This is a genomic window from Planctomycetia bacterium, assembly GCA_034440135.1.
Taxonomy (GTDB): Bacteria; Planctomycetota; Planctomycetia; order Pirellulales; family JALHLM01; genus JALHLM01.
Genome location: JAWXBP010000033.1, coordinates 14,677 through 28,631 on the forward strand (window position 1 = coordinate 14,677; position 13,955 = coordinate 28,631).

The window sequence follows — 13,955 nt, forward strand, 5'->3', positions numbered from 1 at the left end:
ATTCGATGAAGTCATTGCCAACATCCTCTCCCCCTCGCTGGCGCTTCGACGTGGCATGAATCGCGCTGCCCAGTGGCTTCCCACGTGCGACTAGAAGTCGTGCGCCACGCGAGCGCCCACACCGTGCGAATGGCCGCCATCCGGCGCGCCCGCCGCGTCGCGGTCGGTGTAGACGTAGTTCCACTGGAATTTGAAGTTGGGATTGAGGAACCAATTCAACCCCAGCGTGACGTCTTGGATGACGCCGCCGTCGATCCCGGCGTCGCGAAGATCGAGATGGCTGAATCTGGCGCCGACTTGCCAGGCGCCACGGCAAAAACACCAGCCGCGGCCGCCACCGCTGCGTACCAGATACGCGTTCTCATGCGGCACAACGCGTCCGAACGCTCCGCGTTCCGCTTCGTAGAGCCTGTGCTCTCCGGTGAGGAAGTAGAGCGCTTCGCAGTAGTAGCCATGATAGAACACCGTACCACGATCGACGCCGCCGCTCGACGCGTTGTTCAAATACGAGGTCATGTACTCGGACTGGATCAACAACGGCCCGAGAACGAGCGCGGCTTCGGGTCCGACAAGCGTCTGGTTGTCCCCGTTGATGAAGCCTGTGTCGGCGAGCACCGGATTGAGCGCGCCGGGACCGTTTCGCAACGAAGCCCGCGATCGCACGCGTAGCCGACCGTTGTTGTCGAGATCGCGGAAGCTGCCGTTGATACCAAGATGGAGCAACCGGCGTCCTTTGCTCGGCTCGTCGAACCAGGGCAAGCAGGTGAAACGCCCAGTGAGCGCGCCTTCGCCGTCGCCGGTGTCGAACACGAAGACGTTGTTCGTATTCTTGAACGCTCCGACCGCGATCAGCGCGCGGTTGTCGAACAACGTGTCCCAGAACATGATGCCAGGGGAGAAGCCATTATTGAAGGGGCCGGTGAAGGCGTCCTGATTGTAGGAGCGCTCCATGAAGTCGAGGAACCGGCTGCTGGTGTTGTGCTCCAGGCCGAGCGGTTCCTTCATGTTGCCGATCTTGATGTGGCCGACCCAAGGGACTTCCTTGAATTCCCACCACAGGTCGGTTGGCGCGGTGACATTGATGATATTGGTGTTCTCGTCAGCCGGTTGCAGGCCGACGTTGTCGTTCACATTATTGGCAAAGTCGTATTCCAGCGCGAACTCCATTACCTCGTACGCCGTGCCATCAATGCGCAACCGGGCACGGCGGAAATTGACGGCGTCCGCATCGCCGACGCCGCCGGCGCCTTGATAGAACCCGGCGTTATCTTCGAGCCAGACGCCATCGAACTGCGTACGTCCGCCAATGTGCAAGCGGAAGTCGCCGTGCTTGGATTTGAGTTCCAAGCCGTTCTTGAAACTGGCCGTCATGGCCATATCGCTGCCGACGACGTAGCCTTCGTCTTTTTTCTCTTCAGCGGGAGCGGCTTGCGCAACCGGAAAAGTCGCCGATGCTTGCTGAACTTGCCCCGGCGGCATTATCGGGAGGGCGACGGCCGCCGCCGGCTGCACCGGCGAGGCCACCGGCGGCAATGGACGCACCGTCACTGTGGCTGGCGGAAGTGACGCCGGCGCTGCGACTTGCTGCTGTTGCGCCAAGGCGGAACTCGCTCCGCAACTGATCAACAGGGCGGCAACTACGGATTGGCGCGCGCACCGCGTACGGCAGCGTAGGGTGGACAAATGCATGGCGGTATCCGGCGCGGGTAATTTGGGTCAAGTGGGAAGCGTGGGACTGGCTTTCCCCCCAAATCGGATATCGGGCCGTAGAACCGGCCAACTTGATTAGTTAAGCATAAGCGATACAAGTGCGCTGATCGCTCGATCGAAAAAAGTTGACTCGCGTGCCTAAGCCGAGCGAGTCCGGCGCGGCGACGGGGACGGCGGTGCGGCGCTTTTGGGCGCGTCGGCTTCGTCCGCTTCGTCGAAAATTTCGTCGTCGGCCTCTTCCTCGACTTCGTCCGATTCCTCTTCCTCGTCGTCGAATGCTTCTTCTTCGTCCTCCGACCAATCGGCGTCCGCCTCTTCGTCATCGGCTTCCGCGGCTTCGTCGTCCAGCTCGTCTGCTTCCTCAACGACGTCGGCTTCGTCTTCCGCCACAAACGGCGGCGGTTCGACCGGCGCCGTGATCTTGACACGGTTCCGCTTTGGCTTCGGCGCCGCGACGACTTCCGGGTCTTCTTGCTGGCCGCTCAGGACGAGCCACTGGTCCATCGTGATTAGAATCTCGCGGGCTTGCGAGCCGTTGTACTGGCCGACGATGCCGTCCTCGGCCATGAAGTCGACCAGCCGCGCGGCGCGGCCGTAGCCGATGCCGAGCGCGCGCTGCAACAGCGAGACGCTGCCGCGCCCTTCGCGGATCACGATCTCGATGGCAGCCTCGTAGAGTTCGTCGCGGCTCTTGAATTTGCTCGGGTCGTTCGGCTCGCCCACTGGCTTGAGGGCCACCAACTCCTGCGCGTACTCCGGTTCCTTCGTGCCGACCACGGCAATGATGCGATTGATTTCGTCGTCGCTGACGAACGTCCCTTGGCCGCGATGCAGCGTGCTGGTGCCGGGCCAAAGGAACAGCATGTCGCCGTTGCCGAGCAGCTTGTCGGCGCCCATCTCGTCCAGCACGACGCGGCTATCGGTGCGGCTGGCGACTTGGAACGCGATGCGGGCCGGCAAGTTCGATTTGATCAAACCGGTGATGACGTCGACGGTCGGCTTCTGCGTGGCCAGCACCAGGTGGATCCCGACCGCGCGGCTTTTTTGCGCGAGGCGGATGATGTGCTGTTCCACTTCCTTGGCAGAAGTCATCATCAAGTCGGCCATCTCGTCGGCCACGATGACGATGTACGGCAGATGCAGAGGGATCGAATTGCGCTCATCCTCAGATTCCGGCTGGAGCCGGTCGAATAGTTCCTCCTCGCCCAGTTGGTTGTAACCGCTGATGTGCCGCACGCCGGCGCGGGCCAACAGTGCGTAGCGCTCCTCCATCTTGTCGACGGCCCAGGCGAGGATCGCCTCGGCTTTTTTCATGTCGGTGACGACCGGGTGCATCAGATGCGGCAACGTCTTGTAGGGGCTGAGCTCGACCATCTTGGGGTCGATCATCAGCATCTTCACTTCGTCCGGCCGGCGGGTCATCAGCATCGATACGATGATGGTGTTCAAGCAGACGCTTTTGCCGGTGCCGGTGCGGCCGGCGATTAGCAAGTGCGGCAACGTCGCCAGGTCGCAGACCATGGGGTTACCGGCCACGTCCTTGCCAAGATAGATGGGGATTTTCATCTTCTTGGCTTGGACGCCGGTTTCTTCGATCACCTCGCGGAGCCGCACCAATTGGCGTTGCTCGTTGGGAACTTCAATACCCACGGTATTTTTGCCAGGGATCGGCGCGACGATCCGGACGCTCGGCACACGGAGCGCGATCGCCAGATCCTCCGCCAGTCCGGTAATGCGGCTCAGCCGGAGGCCAGCTTCCAACTCCACTTCGTATTGGGCGATCACGGGCCCGGTCTCGATCTCGACGACACGGACATTGAAGCCGAAGTTGGCGAAGGTTTTTTCCAAGAGTTTGGCTTTTCGTCGGACCTCCTTTTCCTGCTCGTCGTAGGCGACGTCCTCGCTCTCCAACAGCAGGTCGAGACTGGGAAGTTGGTACTCGAAACGATTCTCGGTGTGACTCGCGGCGTCCAATTCATCACGGACTTTCTGCCGCTCGTCCTTCGTGGCCGGACCTTTGACGCGCAGCCCGTTTTCCTCGGCGGGTTCGGCTGGCTCGGCCGGCGCTTGCGGCGAGTGCTTCGTCGCCACGGCGACAATTGGAGCAACTGCAACGGCCGGCGCCACCGCCGCAATCTTGGGTTCGCTAGCGCGTTGTGCAGTCGCGGCCTTGGCCGCAGGCTTCGCTTCGGGCTTCTCAACCTTCGGCGCGGCAGGCTTTTCCGGCGACTTCGCGCCCTTGCCTGCGATGCGAATCGCCGGCTCGCCTTCCGCCGTGGTTGCGGACTCTGCTTCGTGGGTCTCCTCTTCTTCCTCCTCGTCGTGGGTTTCAGCGGTCAGCAACGCATGTTCCGCGTGGATCGCAATCTTTTTCTTCGGCTTCTCGACGGTCTGCACGGTCAGCGCCGTGACCCGCGGCTTGCGCACGCGGCGCGAAATGCCGAGCGCCGGCGCGACGACCGACCAATACGCCATCCGCAGGACGACATACTCGGTGCAGAGCATCAGGCCGCAACAAAAGACGCTCAGCACCAGGAGATACGCGCCAACGCTTGCAAAGTGTTCGACCAGAATCGCCTTACCCATCGCGCCGACGTAACCGCCGGGGCCAATCATCGGCAACGTGGCCCAGCCGGGCCTCAACAGCGCCGCCAATGAGCAGAAGGCCGCGAGCGTCAGCGTCCAGCCGAACAAGCGTTGCCAATGATCGCGGACGCGCTTCCGCGCCAGGAGCCAGGCGGCCAGCACGGTGGTGGAGAACAGCAAGTAGTACGCGCCGATTCCCAATGCGGACAGCAGCCAGTGCGAAGTCAACGCGCCGAACCGCCCGCCGGTGTTGTGAGTCACTTCGGGCGTCGGCAGCACCGCGTAGGTCGGCTGGTCGGTCAGCGAATAGAAGCTGAAGACCGGGTCGCCGGGATCGTAAGTGCCCACAGCGACCGCCACGTAAAGCGTGACGGTCAGCAAAGCCAGCGCGAATAAATCGCGCGAGAGATATCGAGTTTCCGGCATGGGATCCGCCCCGCTTCTCTGAGTGCGACCGATCGCGTGTGCCGATCGATCCAACCCTGGAAAAGGGCGAGTCCATGCCCCTCGGTGATCCGTCCAGCCCAACATCACCGCGCGCGGCGACACCAGGCATCTATCGGAGAGGATCGGCGAAAAGAGCACCAGAGAGAAATACCGTTTTCTCGCGCCGCACGGATTTCCCAAACTGCAGATTGCGAGCGAGGTAGAAATGCAAAACTAGCCCGTAGCGCCAGCAAGGGAGAGAATGCGTCGTGTACCGGTTGTGATGAAACTCTCAGTTGCGTGGTCACGGGGTAACTGACAGCGTCGTCCGGAACTGTAGACGACGCCCTCACTCCCTCGCTGGCGCTACTGACGGGTGGCTGCGTCCCGCCGCCTCAAACCGTTGCGGGGGATAACGCCGAGCAGGGGAGTCCCGGCTGGCGCCACCAGGCATTAGCGTCCAGGCGGTTCCAGCGGTCGGCGCTTTCGCATTCGCTGAGCGCTTCTTCCAAAGCAGAGACGCTCTGGTAGCGGTCGCCGGGGCGCTTTTCCAGGCAGCGGAGAATCACCGCTTCCAAGTCCGCGGGCACGTCCGCACGAAGTTCCGATGGCGGCGTCACGGGATCCCGCGCATGGGCAAAGAGAATCTTGAGCGGCTTGTCGTCGACAAACGGCGGGCGGCTCGTGAGCATGAAGTAAGCCACGGCGCCGAGTGCATAGATATCGCTGCGCGAGTCCGGCTCGGTTTCGCCGACCGCTTGCTCCGGCGACATATAGAGCGGCGAGCCGGTGATGGCGCCTTCTTGTGTGAGTTGCGACTCGTCGGGGTTCGTGGACCGCACCAGCGGTTTGGCGAGGCCGAAATCCAGCAACTTCGCCACGTCGTACACACCGCCGCGCTGCGCGGAGAAGATGTTGGCGGGCTTGATATCGCGGTGGATTAAACCGAGCGCGTGCGCCTCGGCCAGCGCGTCGCACGTTTGCCGCAACAAGTAGATCACCCGGCTGGCCGGCAAGGGGCCGTGCTTGTCGACCAGGTCCGCCACGCTCATGCCCGGCAGGTATTCCATCGCATAGTAGAACGTGCCGTCCTCGGTCCGGCCGTAGTCGTAGACCTCGACGCTGTTCCAATGCGAAAGCTTGGCGGTGGCGCGGACCTCACGCTCAAAACGGGCCAGCGCCTTGGGGTCGCCGGCCTGTTCGGGGCGGATCAACTTGATCGCGCAATCGCGCTTGAGTAATTGGTGCTCTGCGAGATAGACCTCGCCCATCCCGCCGCGGCCGATGAGCTGCCGCAACTTGTATTGTCCGAGTTGCTGCGCTTCGAACGCTTTCGTCCGCAACGCATTGATGACATGCGTGCCGAAGACGGCGATCCCGGCGCCGGTGAGGATCGTCAGCACCTCGAAGCCCATGAACTTCATCGTCATGGCGTTGTAGACGTGCTGATGTGTCAGATCGAGCCAAACGATCAGGGCGATCGGCAACGCGGCGATCCCGCCAATCACCTGAACCGCGCGGAACCAGGTATTCGGAATGAAGATGGCGTATGTGAAAATCAAGAACAGCCACATCCCGGAGATCCGTGCCGGCGCACCATGCAACGTGGCGAGCCACACCAACTCCGCGTGGGATGCCAGCAGGAAGTAGATCGCGGTCGAACCGAAAACGATCCCTTCAATCGTCCGCATCTTGACCATGCACTGCGGGCACATGTACATCAGCACGACGCTCGAGGCGCCGACCAACGTCACGTGTGCCACGTGGACCCAAAACAGAAAGCTCAGGCTCTGAACGATCGACGGATCGAGTTTTGGCGATACTTGTCCGCTCGTGAAGAAGCCTGCCAGCAGGAACAATCCGGAGCAAACGAAAATCGCCAGCGCCGCGGCCCGCAAGCGGCTGCGTAATAGCCCGTGCGTTTCGCCGGAGAAATGCGGCGTGGAACGGCGCACCATCGCCATCCGTTTGGGATCGACGGAGGGGGCATTGACGTCCGACGGTGGATGCGGATCGTTCAATACCGAGGCATCGAGCGTGGCTTCCAACGGCGAGAATTTGGGCGGTGTTGCGGAACTTGAATTCATGGCTCGCTGCTTGCCATTCGGGCAGGCTGATCGGGTGATTGGATCGACTTTAGATGCCGCCCGCCCCATCTGGCGCTCACTAACACCCGATTAGACGGCCAAGCCGCCGTTTCGGTTCAAAATTGAGAGCGGTGATATCCGCCCCAGCGGGTGTGCGAATGAGCGTAAACGGACCAATTGTATGCCGTTAAGCGCTACCAGGCGACCATAAAAAAAGTGTCGCCAAACGCATCGAAACACCACAGAAGCCTGGGCTTTACGAAGACTGCGAAGAACGGGTCGTTGCCGGTGCGAGCTTACTCGGTGCGAACCAAAGTTCCGCTGCGTTCCTCCGCGCCGGCGAAGTACGTAACCTCAATCGTGTCACCGCTTCCAGCGATGGCCTTCGATAAGGCCTGCCGAGACTCGACCGCAACGCCGTCGACCGACACGATGAGCGTCCCGACGGTGATTCCCGCCAGATCGGCCGGAGAATCCCGTTCCACGCGCGAAACCAGCACCCCCGCTCGTTCCGGCAGCCTGCGCCGCGCGAGCGCAGCGGGATTCGACGGCTGCGTATGCAATCCGAGCCGTTGCTCGGGGGGAGTGCGGTCCGGAAGCAGCGAATCCGGCCGAGGCAAAGTTGCCCAGTTTGCCATCGGGGCGGGCCATTGCACCTGCCCGAACTCCGGAAATCGACGACGCTCCGGCGCTGGACGCGCGCCCAACGTAACGGACACTTCCCGCGAAAACCCCGCGTGCCGAACGGTCAGGACGCTCGACTCGCCTGGGCCAACCTGGGCCATCGCCGTGATAAAGCTACTCGCGCCCTCCACCGGCTGCCCATCGACCGCCACGACCACGTCGCCGGATCGTAGGTCCGCTTGCGCCGCCGGGGATCCGGCGACGACTTCGGCCATCACCGCACCTGCGCCGTCCCCGGAGTCGGCCGCCAGGACGCCCAAATAGCCGGGGCGCAGGTCTTGCGCCGGCGCCATGGGCTCGGCGGGCGGCTGCGCAGTCGCTGGGCTCGCCGCCAGCATCGGCCCGGCGAAAAGCACGATTCCCCACAACAATCGATATCGGACGGGCATGGCGACGGCTCGGCGATTGGGCCTCGAACAACGGTTCCAGGGCTCCATTGTAATTGGCCTACCGGGAATTCGATTTTCCGCCTTCCGATTTTCTCCCCGGCCGGTGCTCCATTGGGTGTAACGGGGGCGTGCGGCGCGGGCGACAGCACCTGTGATGCCGATCTTGATGCCAAACGCCCGTCGCCGCCCCCGTTCTTCACCATCCAGGACGTGACCGAGGTTCCCAGACCGAGCGTGGTGCAGGCAGAGATGAGACGCGGTGTTCCGTGACAGCGCGACGGTCCTCCGGGCAGTAGGACCGCGCTAGCCAGCCCAGGCCGCCGGAGTGAATACTCCGGCGGCCTGTGTGCTTTGATGGGACGCCCGAATCTGGCGGGCCGCGACAAATCGACTACGATGGACGCGGCAAAAGTTCTCGCCCGAGTGAATCCCATGACCCGCGACACCAAGATCCTGCGAGCGATGGTCATCGCGATGATTCTCTTTTCGACCTTGCTCGTCGTGTCAGGGGCCTATGCCTGGTACACGACAGGTCGCATCGTCCCGCTTGGACCGGGCGTAATGATGCTCAGTTCGGCGCTTTGCCTGATGGCGGTACTCAGAAACCGGAAGTGAGCATCTCGCGCTTAGGCCGAGGGGCGCATCGGGCGGTGCAAGGGGATGCCAACGATGGCGGTCGTTTCGACGGGCGTTTCGCCAAACCAGCCCAACCGTTTTTGCCGTTCCGACGCAGTCCAGTTCCGGCGGATGGCATAGCAGCGGGCGACGATCTCTTGGGCGGAAGGCAAGAACTTCGGCTTGATTCGCATGGTGTCCATTCCCGTGGTTACGTTCCAGACACCGAACAGCCTGACAGTAATTGAGTTCGGCCGCTACCAGTAAAGTCCACCAGCGGGTGGCATGCGCCGACCGTTCGGCAGGCCATTTCTGTTGCCGCGCATGGCGGGGCGCACTACATTAAGTCTGTCTCGTGCTGGCATTCTCGCCAGTCCAGCAGCGTGACGAGACTTCGACAGGGGCAAATTGTCGAGGTTCGGTATCATGCGTTCTTTGTCTCTAGCTTGTTTTCTTTGCGCGGTCATTGTGCCCGAAAGTTCGGCCGTCACACTCTGGTGCGGAGGTAATCGCAGCGGACCGTTTCACTGCCCAGTGCAAAGTCCAGAGAACGGTCACTACTACGCCCAGGTGATCTCAATCGATACCGGGGGTCGGCCGATCAACTGGGACAACGCGCGCAGCGAAGCTGAAACGTTGACGTACGACGGCTTGACCGGCTATCTCGCCACGATCACTTCGGCAGTTGAAACTGATTTTCTCCAGCAGCGCCTGCCAAACGGAGGGCCAAAATGGATCGGCGCATCGGATGCAGCTTCAGAGGGCGAGTGGCGATGGATGACCGGGCCGGAGACGGGAGAGTTATTCTGGCAGGGTGCCCAGGACGGAACAGCCGTATCATACGCAGACTGGAACTCTGGTGAGCCAAACAATAGCTTTCTGAGGGGTGAAGACCATGCCGCATTTGGGGAAGGACAAGGCCACCGCTGGAATGATCTTCCCAATGACGGGATCGATCGGACTTGGGTGAATGGCTATATCGTCGAATTCTCCGTCCCCGAGCCAAGCACGTACGCCCTGGCAATCATCGGGTTGATTGGATTCGCTGGCGTTATCCGGCAACGGAAACGACGCTAGTCGATTGCAGTCCGAACAACCGCCGATGCGCCCCTCGGCGTTCGGCGGTTTGCCTGCGCTACGCGGTCATGCCCAACGAGATTTGGCGTCGCTTCCCTGGACGAATGCCGCCAAGTTTACCCGCGTTCGTTGCCATAATGACACTGCGCGGGGGAACCAAATCCCACGAATTTGGCCGTTCCACCTGGTTTTCCCGATTCTCTGACGGGAGTCGCGTTTTTCGATGGAATACAATGCGCGACGTGACCGCTTCCAGCCTGTTAATTGAAGGACGGGAATATTGATGACCATGCGCTCCGCAGTCGCCGCGGTATTTTGGTTCTCATTGCTGCTCGTCGGCGCCAACCCTGTACCGGCGGCGCTCTTTACGCTGGCCGCCACGGGGAAAATTACGTCGAACACGAGCGGCGATCCCACGATTCCCGTCGACACGCCGTGGGCCTTTGAACTCACCTACGATACGGCCGCGCCGGACCTCGACTTCGAGCTGGTCGGCATGGCGGACCCGACGTTCGGGAGATTTACCAATTCGGCGTCGCCGCCCGCGTTGCGTTTCTTCCATTATCAAGCTGGCGACTACGAGGTCACGCTGAATGACCCAGCGGATTTTGGCGAATTCAGCGCGGTACTGATCACCTTCACGGTGGTGCATGCCCTGGATATCAACATCCATGCGGCGGATCTCTTCCCGCCGCTAGCGGGCGAGCCGGTGTCGTTTCATGCGGACTTCAACGCGTTTTCTATGGCGCCGATCTTCTCAAGCGACGGCCTGCCCACGAACCTTTCCATCGCTGCGGAAAGCTTCGACCAAAGCTCGATCACGTTACTGCCCGACGCTGGCGGCGTAGTGAACAGCAGCACGCTCACTACCCTGACGCTGACGGCCCTTCCCCGAACGCCCGGCGACACCAATAGCGACGGCGCCGTGGATATCGTGGATCTGAACAACGTCCGCAACAATTTTGGTGGAGCGGGCCTCGGCGACACGGACGACAACGGCGCCATCGACATTACCGACCTCAACAATGTGCGCAACAACTTCGGCGCCGGGCCGACGCAACTCGTACCTGAACCCGCCAGTTGCGCCCTCATGGCCCTGAGCTTGATCGGCCTGGCAAGTGTCAACCGATCGAGGCGACGTCGCTAACCGAACATCGACGAATTACAGTCGTACGCTCGTCTCGATTTTGACGGCGACCGTGTAGGCCTCCAACTTGGAGTAGTAGGTGAGCCGAACGGTGACTTTGTCGACCGCCTTCCCCCGGTAGGACTCGAACTCCCTACGAAATCGTCGGGAAAAACGCTGATTGATGCGCAAGGCGGCGCAGAATCCGGCGCATACGGCGCAGGGAATTCTCTGGCGGACCCTGGGTTGAGTGCGGTCCTAGAGGCCTGGCCCTACATGTCAGAGACGCTGAAGAAGGTCATCTTGATGCTGATTGCCAGCCGTAATGATCAAGGCTAGAAAGCGCTCTCAATATTCTCAGAATTCAAGGTAGCGCGAGATTCGAATGTCATGCTACCGGGTGCATGTGGCATCTGGACCATGGCCGTCGTCGGCTTCGATATTGATTCACGGCGTTGACTGCTAGAATTGGCACAGCGATGACGGCGTCCGTCTTGCTGCGAATATGCCCAAAGTTTCGGACGTGAGGGCTCTATGTCGACTCCAACAAAGGACGCGGCGGATAAGTTGGACTGCCTGGTTCGACGTTTTCAAAGCATCGCCGAAGGGGACATCGAGGTGGTCGGCGCCGTCACACTGCTCGCCGAGTTTTCCGACGGCAATCAGCTAGTTACGCTGTACGAAGAAATCCAGGAAGCTGCGATCGACGCTGACGTCGACGACGTCTTTGACTTGTTGATCACCGTCCCTGGCGGTTAGCCGCCGAAGGATCCTGCCAGCCATGGCTACTGCTGAAGCGGAACTGGCCTGCCGAGAGTGCCATCTGACTTTGCCGATCGATCGTTTTCACCGGCATGCGGGCCGGGCCACGGGTTATCACGAACTGTGCCGAGGTTGTCGGTCCAAGGTAGAAGCCCAGCGGCGGCGGCACGAACGCCGCACGGCTGAGCGTTGGTCGCTCTTGAAGCTCGTACGCGCCATGAAGCGTGGAAAGATTCCGGCTGCGGCGTCCTTGCTCCTGGAGCCCTTGCTCCGCCATTTTGGCGGAGCGGAGGGACTTGGCCGAGCCATTGCCAATGAACTCGGGAAGGACTCGACTGACGGTGACAAACGGCTTGATCTGCTGGCCGCCCTGATGGAGTCCGCCAAGGCAATTCACGAATCGGCCGCGGTGGAGGCGGTTCGATACAGCGAAGAACTCAACCGGATGAGTAACGAAGAGTTGGAACGGCAGATCGCAGTGGCCTTGCATCGGTATCGGCGGTCGAAAGGGAATGTTCTTCCCTCCCGGGACCGTCACTAATTCAATTCGGCGGGTAGACCGGGATGCGACACAACTATTTCGCCTAATGGAAGTTGCGACGATTCGTTCCCTTATCGCTCAGCGGTCGCGCCCCGCTGACTTGCGACGGTTACTGAAGCACGCGAAATCGAATCGCCACTGTTACACGCGTCATGGCCGAATCAGTCGCTGTCCGGGCGCAACAGTGAATAGACCGTCGGTCGAGAGAGCCCCGTGGCTCGTGCGATTGCCGCGACGGGTACCCCTTCCCGATTCAGTCTATAGGCTACCTGGGCCTGCTCATCACTCACTACGAGTCGGCGTCCCTTTTTAGACCCGCCCCATTTCTTGCCGGCGGCACGGGCGACCTCCTGACCGGCAACTACGCGCTCGGCGCGGACCTCGTTTTCGTACGCCGCTACGGAGGCCAACACGTTGGCGATTAAGCGACCCGCAGGTGTGGCCAGGTCGAGACCGTCTTTGATCGAGACCAGACCTACTTTGCGCGCGACCAGCTTGTCGAAGAGGGCGGTGAGGCCGCTGGCGGTCCTTCCGAGACGGTCGAGGCGCCACGCGACGATCTGAGACACTTCGCCGCAGTCGACTTGCGCTTCGAGTTTCTTCCAGCCAGCACGGTCCATCGTGCGGCCGGTCGCCTGGTCGCGGTACCAGCGGACCTCGCTGCTGGCGGCATACGCCGCTAGCCAGCGGTGTAGGTCGGGCTCCTGGCTACGGGTGTCTTGCTTGCGCGTGCTGACGCGCAGGTAAATGGCGATATGCGGCATATTGCAATCGTGGTTGTAAAGGATGATTCGTAGTCGAGACTTGACAGTTTTTCCGCGCCGTAACTCGTGAAACGATGGGCGCAGAACGGACGAATCGGCAGGAGGATTGACCCTTTACACTTTGGGCACCGGCTGCGCCGCCCCTTATAGAGCGGCGCGCCGGTGGCCAGTGGCCGGGTTATTCGGCTTCGTCGCTGGCCGAGTGGCTAAGGATCAAGTCGGCAGCACGTTGCGCCTGAGCGGCCGCGAAGACCACGACGCGGCTGTCTGCCTTGAGGCGTTGCCGCCAGGCGTCGATGTAGGCGGCGCTATTGGGGAGGGTCGCTTGCGCTAGATCGCAATGCCCCATGAGGAACGCGGCCCCCATCTCGGCGACCAGTTCCTCCTGGCTGTAGGTCTGGCTGCCGAAGTGGATATCGTCCGTGATGCCTTTCCGCGCCAGGCGCTCGCGGTGGCCGGTGGAGTGGGTCAGTTCATGAAAAAGCGTGCTGTAATATTCCTCTGGTGACGTAAACCGCTCCGGGCTCGGCATCCCGACTAGATCGGCTGACGGGCGATACCAGGCTCCCGGGTAGCCGTGTTCGAGCCTTGGGCCTTGTGGATAGCCGTGGACGACTGTTTCGGCGCGCTCGATCGGCGTGAAGGGATGCGCGACCGTTTCCACGGTAGGGATGCGATCGGCCGGCAAATCGTCAATCTGCGAAGTGTTGAAAACCGTGAAATAGCGCAAGAGCGGCGCACGGCGCGCTGGCTTGCCGTCTTCGGTGGCCTCGGCCTCTTCCGCCTCGCGCCATTTCCAGAAGACCACTGGAAAACCTTTTTCCCCCTTCCGGACGTGGCCGCCCCAGTCGTTGGCCTGGCGGTAGGTGAGCCAGTACGGGGAAGCGTAGCCAGCGGCGTGCAACAGAAACACGTTGACGCCCCTATAGGGTTTTCCCGTCGTGAGAGACCGCGGGGCTTGTTCTGCGCCGCCCCAGGGTTTGCGCCAGGGGACGGTTCCTTCGTCCAGAAGGGTCAAGATCCGGTCGGTGACGACTTCGTAAACGCTCTTGCGCGCAGTAGAATCAGACATGTCTGAGGTTCCTTCTCTTAGCCCGTATTTCCCAGATGACTTCCCCGTAGTGGCACGCGATTTGCGCCAAACCCCTGAACAACAGGGGTATATCGCACATTCATGCCATGCTGACC

The 13,955-nt window shown here is 61.5% G+C and carries 12 protein-coding genes; 5 read left to right on the plus strand and 7 right to left on the minus strand.

Translation table 11 applies throughout. From position 1 onward, the window contains the following. Window positions 1-90 precede the first annotated feature (90 nt). The 4 genes from SGJ19_01680 to SGJ19_01695 form a co-directional block, all read right to left on the minus strand. Window positions 91-1,689, minus strand: coding sequence for a porin (locus tag SGJ19_01680; GenBank protein MDZ4778946.1), 1,599 nt, complete (start codon window positions 1,687-1,689; stop codon window positions 91-93). Window positions 1,690-1,848: 159 nt separating this feature from the next. Continuing rightward, the gene (locus tag SGJ19_01685; protein MDZ4778947.1) at window positions 1,849-4,722 is read right to left on the minus strand and encodes a DNA translocase FtsK; all 2,874 of its coding nucleotides are present in this window, start codon (window positions 4,720-4,722) and stop codon (window positions 1,849-1,851) included. Between the two features lie 395 nt (window positions 4,723-5,117). Next, complete coding sequence (locus SGJ19_01690) at window positions 5,118-6,809, minus strand: serine/threonine-protein kinase (protein MDZ4778948.1); 1,692 nt, start codon at window positions 6,807-6,809, stop codon at window positions 5,118-5,120. A 296-nt stretch (window positions 6,810-7,105) separates the two neighbouring features. Beyond that, a complete protein-coding gene (locus tag SGJ19_01695; GenBank protein ID MDZ4778949.1) occupies window positions 7,106-7,882 on the minus strand; it encodes a PDZ domain-containing protein in 777 nt (258 codons plus the stop codon). Between the two features lie 432 nt (window positions 7,883-8,314). On the opposite strand from SGJ19_01695, the gene SGJ19_01700 reads away from it, so the two are divergent. Then, the gene (locus tag SGJ19_01700; protein ID MDZ4778950.1) at window positions 8,315-8,497 is read left to right on the plus strand and encodes a hypothetical protein; all 183 of its coding nucleotides are present in this window, start codon (window positions 8,315-8,317) and stop codon (window positions 8,495-8,497) included. A gap of 11 nt (window positions 8,498-8,508) precedes the next feature. Here SGJ19_01700 and SGJ19_01705 read toward each other — a convergent pair whose 3' ends face one another. Continuing rightward, the gene (locus SGJ19_01705) at window positions 8,509-8,691 is read right to left on the minus strand and encodes a hypothetical protein (GenBank protein ID MDZ4778951.1); all 183 of its coding nucleotides are present in this window, start codon (window positions 8,689-8,691) and stop codon (window positions 8,509-8,511) included. 232 nt (window positions 8,692-8,923) lie between these two features. Here SGJ19_01705 and SGJ19_01710 point away from each other — a divergent pair, with 232 nt between their 5' ends. From SGJ19_01710 to SGJ19_01725, 4 genes are all read left to right on the plus strand, one after another. Next, window positions 8,924-9,574, plus strand: coding sequence for a lectin-like protein (locus SGJ19_01710; protein MDZ4778952.1), 651 nt, complete (start codon window positions 8,924-8,926; stop codon window positions 9,572-9,574). Window positions 9,575-9,857: 283 nt separating this feature from the next. Beyond that, a complete protein-coding gene (locus tag SGJ19_01715; GenBank protein MDZ4778953.1) occupies window positions 9,858-10,721 on the plus strand; it encodes a PEP-CTERM sorting domain-containing protein in 864 nt (287 codons plus the stop codon). A 513-nt stretch (window positions 10,722-11,234) separates the two neighbouring features. Next, on the plus strand, window positions 11,235-11,459 hold the full coding sequence (locus tag SGJ19_01720; GenBank protein ID MDZ4778954.1) for a hypothetical protein: 225 nt from the start codon (window positions 11,235-11,237) through the stop codon (window positions 11,457-11,459). A gap of 22 nt (window positions 11,460-11,481) precedes the next feature. After that, window positions 11,482-12,003 (plus strand): hypothetical protein, encoded by a 522-nt coding sequence (locus SGJ19_01725; GenBank protein MDZ4778955.1) that lies wholly within the window; start codon window positions 11,482-11,484, stop codon window positions 12,001-12,003. Window positions 12,004-12,164: 161 nt separating this feature from the next. Here the strand turns inward: SGJ19_01725 and SGJ19_01730 are convergent, their stop codons facing one another. Together SGJ19_01730 and SGJ19_01735 are read right to left on the minus strand one after the other, a co-directional pair. Next, entirely contained in the window at window positions 12,165-12,767 is a 603-nt protein-coding gene (locus tag SGJ19_01730; GenBank protein ID MDZ4778956.1) for a recombinase family protein, read from the minus strand. Window positions 12,768-12,945: 178 nt separating this feature from the next. Continuing rightward, window positions 12,946-13,839: a zincin-like metallopeptidase domain-containing protein gene (locus tag SGJ19_01735; GenBank protein MDZ4778957.1), complete on the minus strand. Its 894-nt coding sequence runs from the start codon at window positions 13,837-13,839 to the stop codon at window positions 12,946-12,948. Between the last annotated feature and the right edge of the window lie 116 nt (window positions 13,840-13,955).

Bases quoted from the DNA above. Each gene is read 5' to 3' on its own strand.
- SGJ19_01695 (MDZ4778949.1), bottom strand. From the start codon at position 7,882: ATGCCCGTCCGATATCGATTGTTGTGGGGAATCGTGCTTTTCGCCGGG.
- SGJ19_01705 (MDZ4778951.1), bottom strand. From the start codon at position 8,691: ATGCGAATCAAGCCGAAGTTCTTGCCTTCCGCCCAAGAGATCGTCGCC.
- SGJ19_01685 (MDZ4778947.1), bottom strand. From the start codon at position 4,722: ATGCCGGAAACTCGATATCTCTCGCGCGATTTATTCGCGCTGGCTTTG.
- SGJ19_01720 (MDZ4778954.1), top strand. From the start codon at position 11,235: ATGTCGACTCCAACAAAGGACGCGGCGGATAAGTTGGACTGCCTGGTT.
- SGJ19_01725 (MDZ4778955.1), top strand. From the start codon at position 11,482: ATGGCTACTGCTGAAGCGGAACTGGCCTGCCGAGAGTGCCATCTGACT.
- SGJ19_01715 (MDZ4778953.1), top strand. From the start codon at position 9,858: ATGACCATGCGCTCCGCAGTCGCCGCGGTATTTTGGTTCTCATTGCTG.
- SGJ19_01730 (MDZ4778956.1), bottom strand. From the start codon at position 12,767: ATGCCGCATATCGCCATTTACCTGCGCGTCAGCACGCGCAAGCAAGAC.
- SGJ19_01680 (MDZ4778946.1), bottom strand. From the start codon at position 1,689: ATGCATTTGTCCACCCTACGCTGCCGTACGCGGTGCGCGCGCCAATCC.
- SGJ19_01700 (MDZ4778950.1), top strand. From the start codon at position 8,315: ATGACCCGCGACACCAAGATCCTGCGAGCGATGGTCATCGCGATGATT.
- SGJ19_01710 (MDZ4778952.1), top strand. From the start codon at position 8,924: ATGCGTTCTTTGTCTCTAGCTTGTTTTCTTTGCGCGGTCATTGTGCCC.
- SGJ19_01690 (MDZ4778948.1), bottom strand. From the start codon at position 6,809: ATGAATTCAAGTTCCGCAACACCGCCCAAATTCTCGCCGTTGGAAGCC.
- SGJ19_01735 (MDZ4778957.1), bottom strand. From the start codon at position 13,839: ATGTCTGATTCTACTGCGCGCAAGAGCGTTTACGAAGTCGTCACCGAC.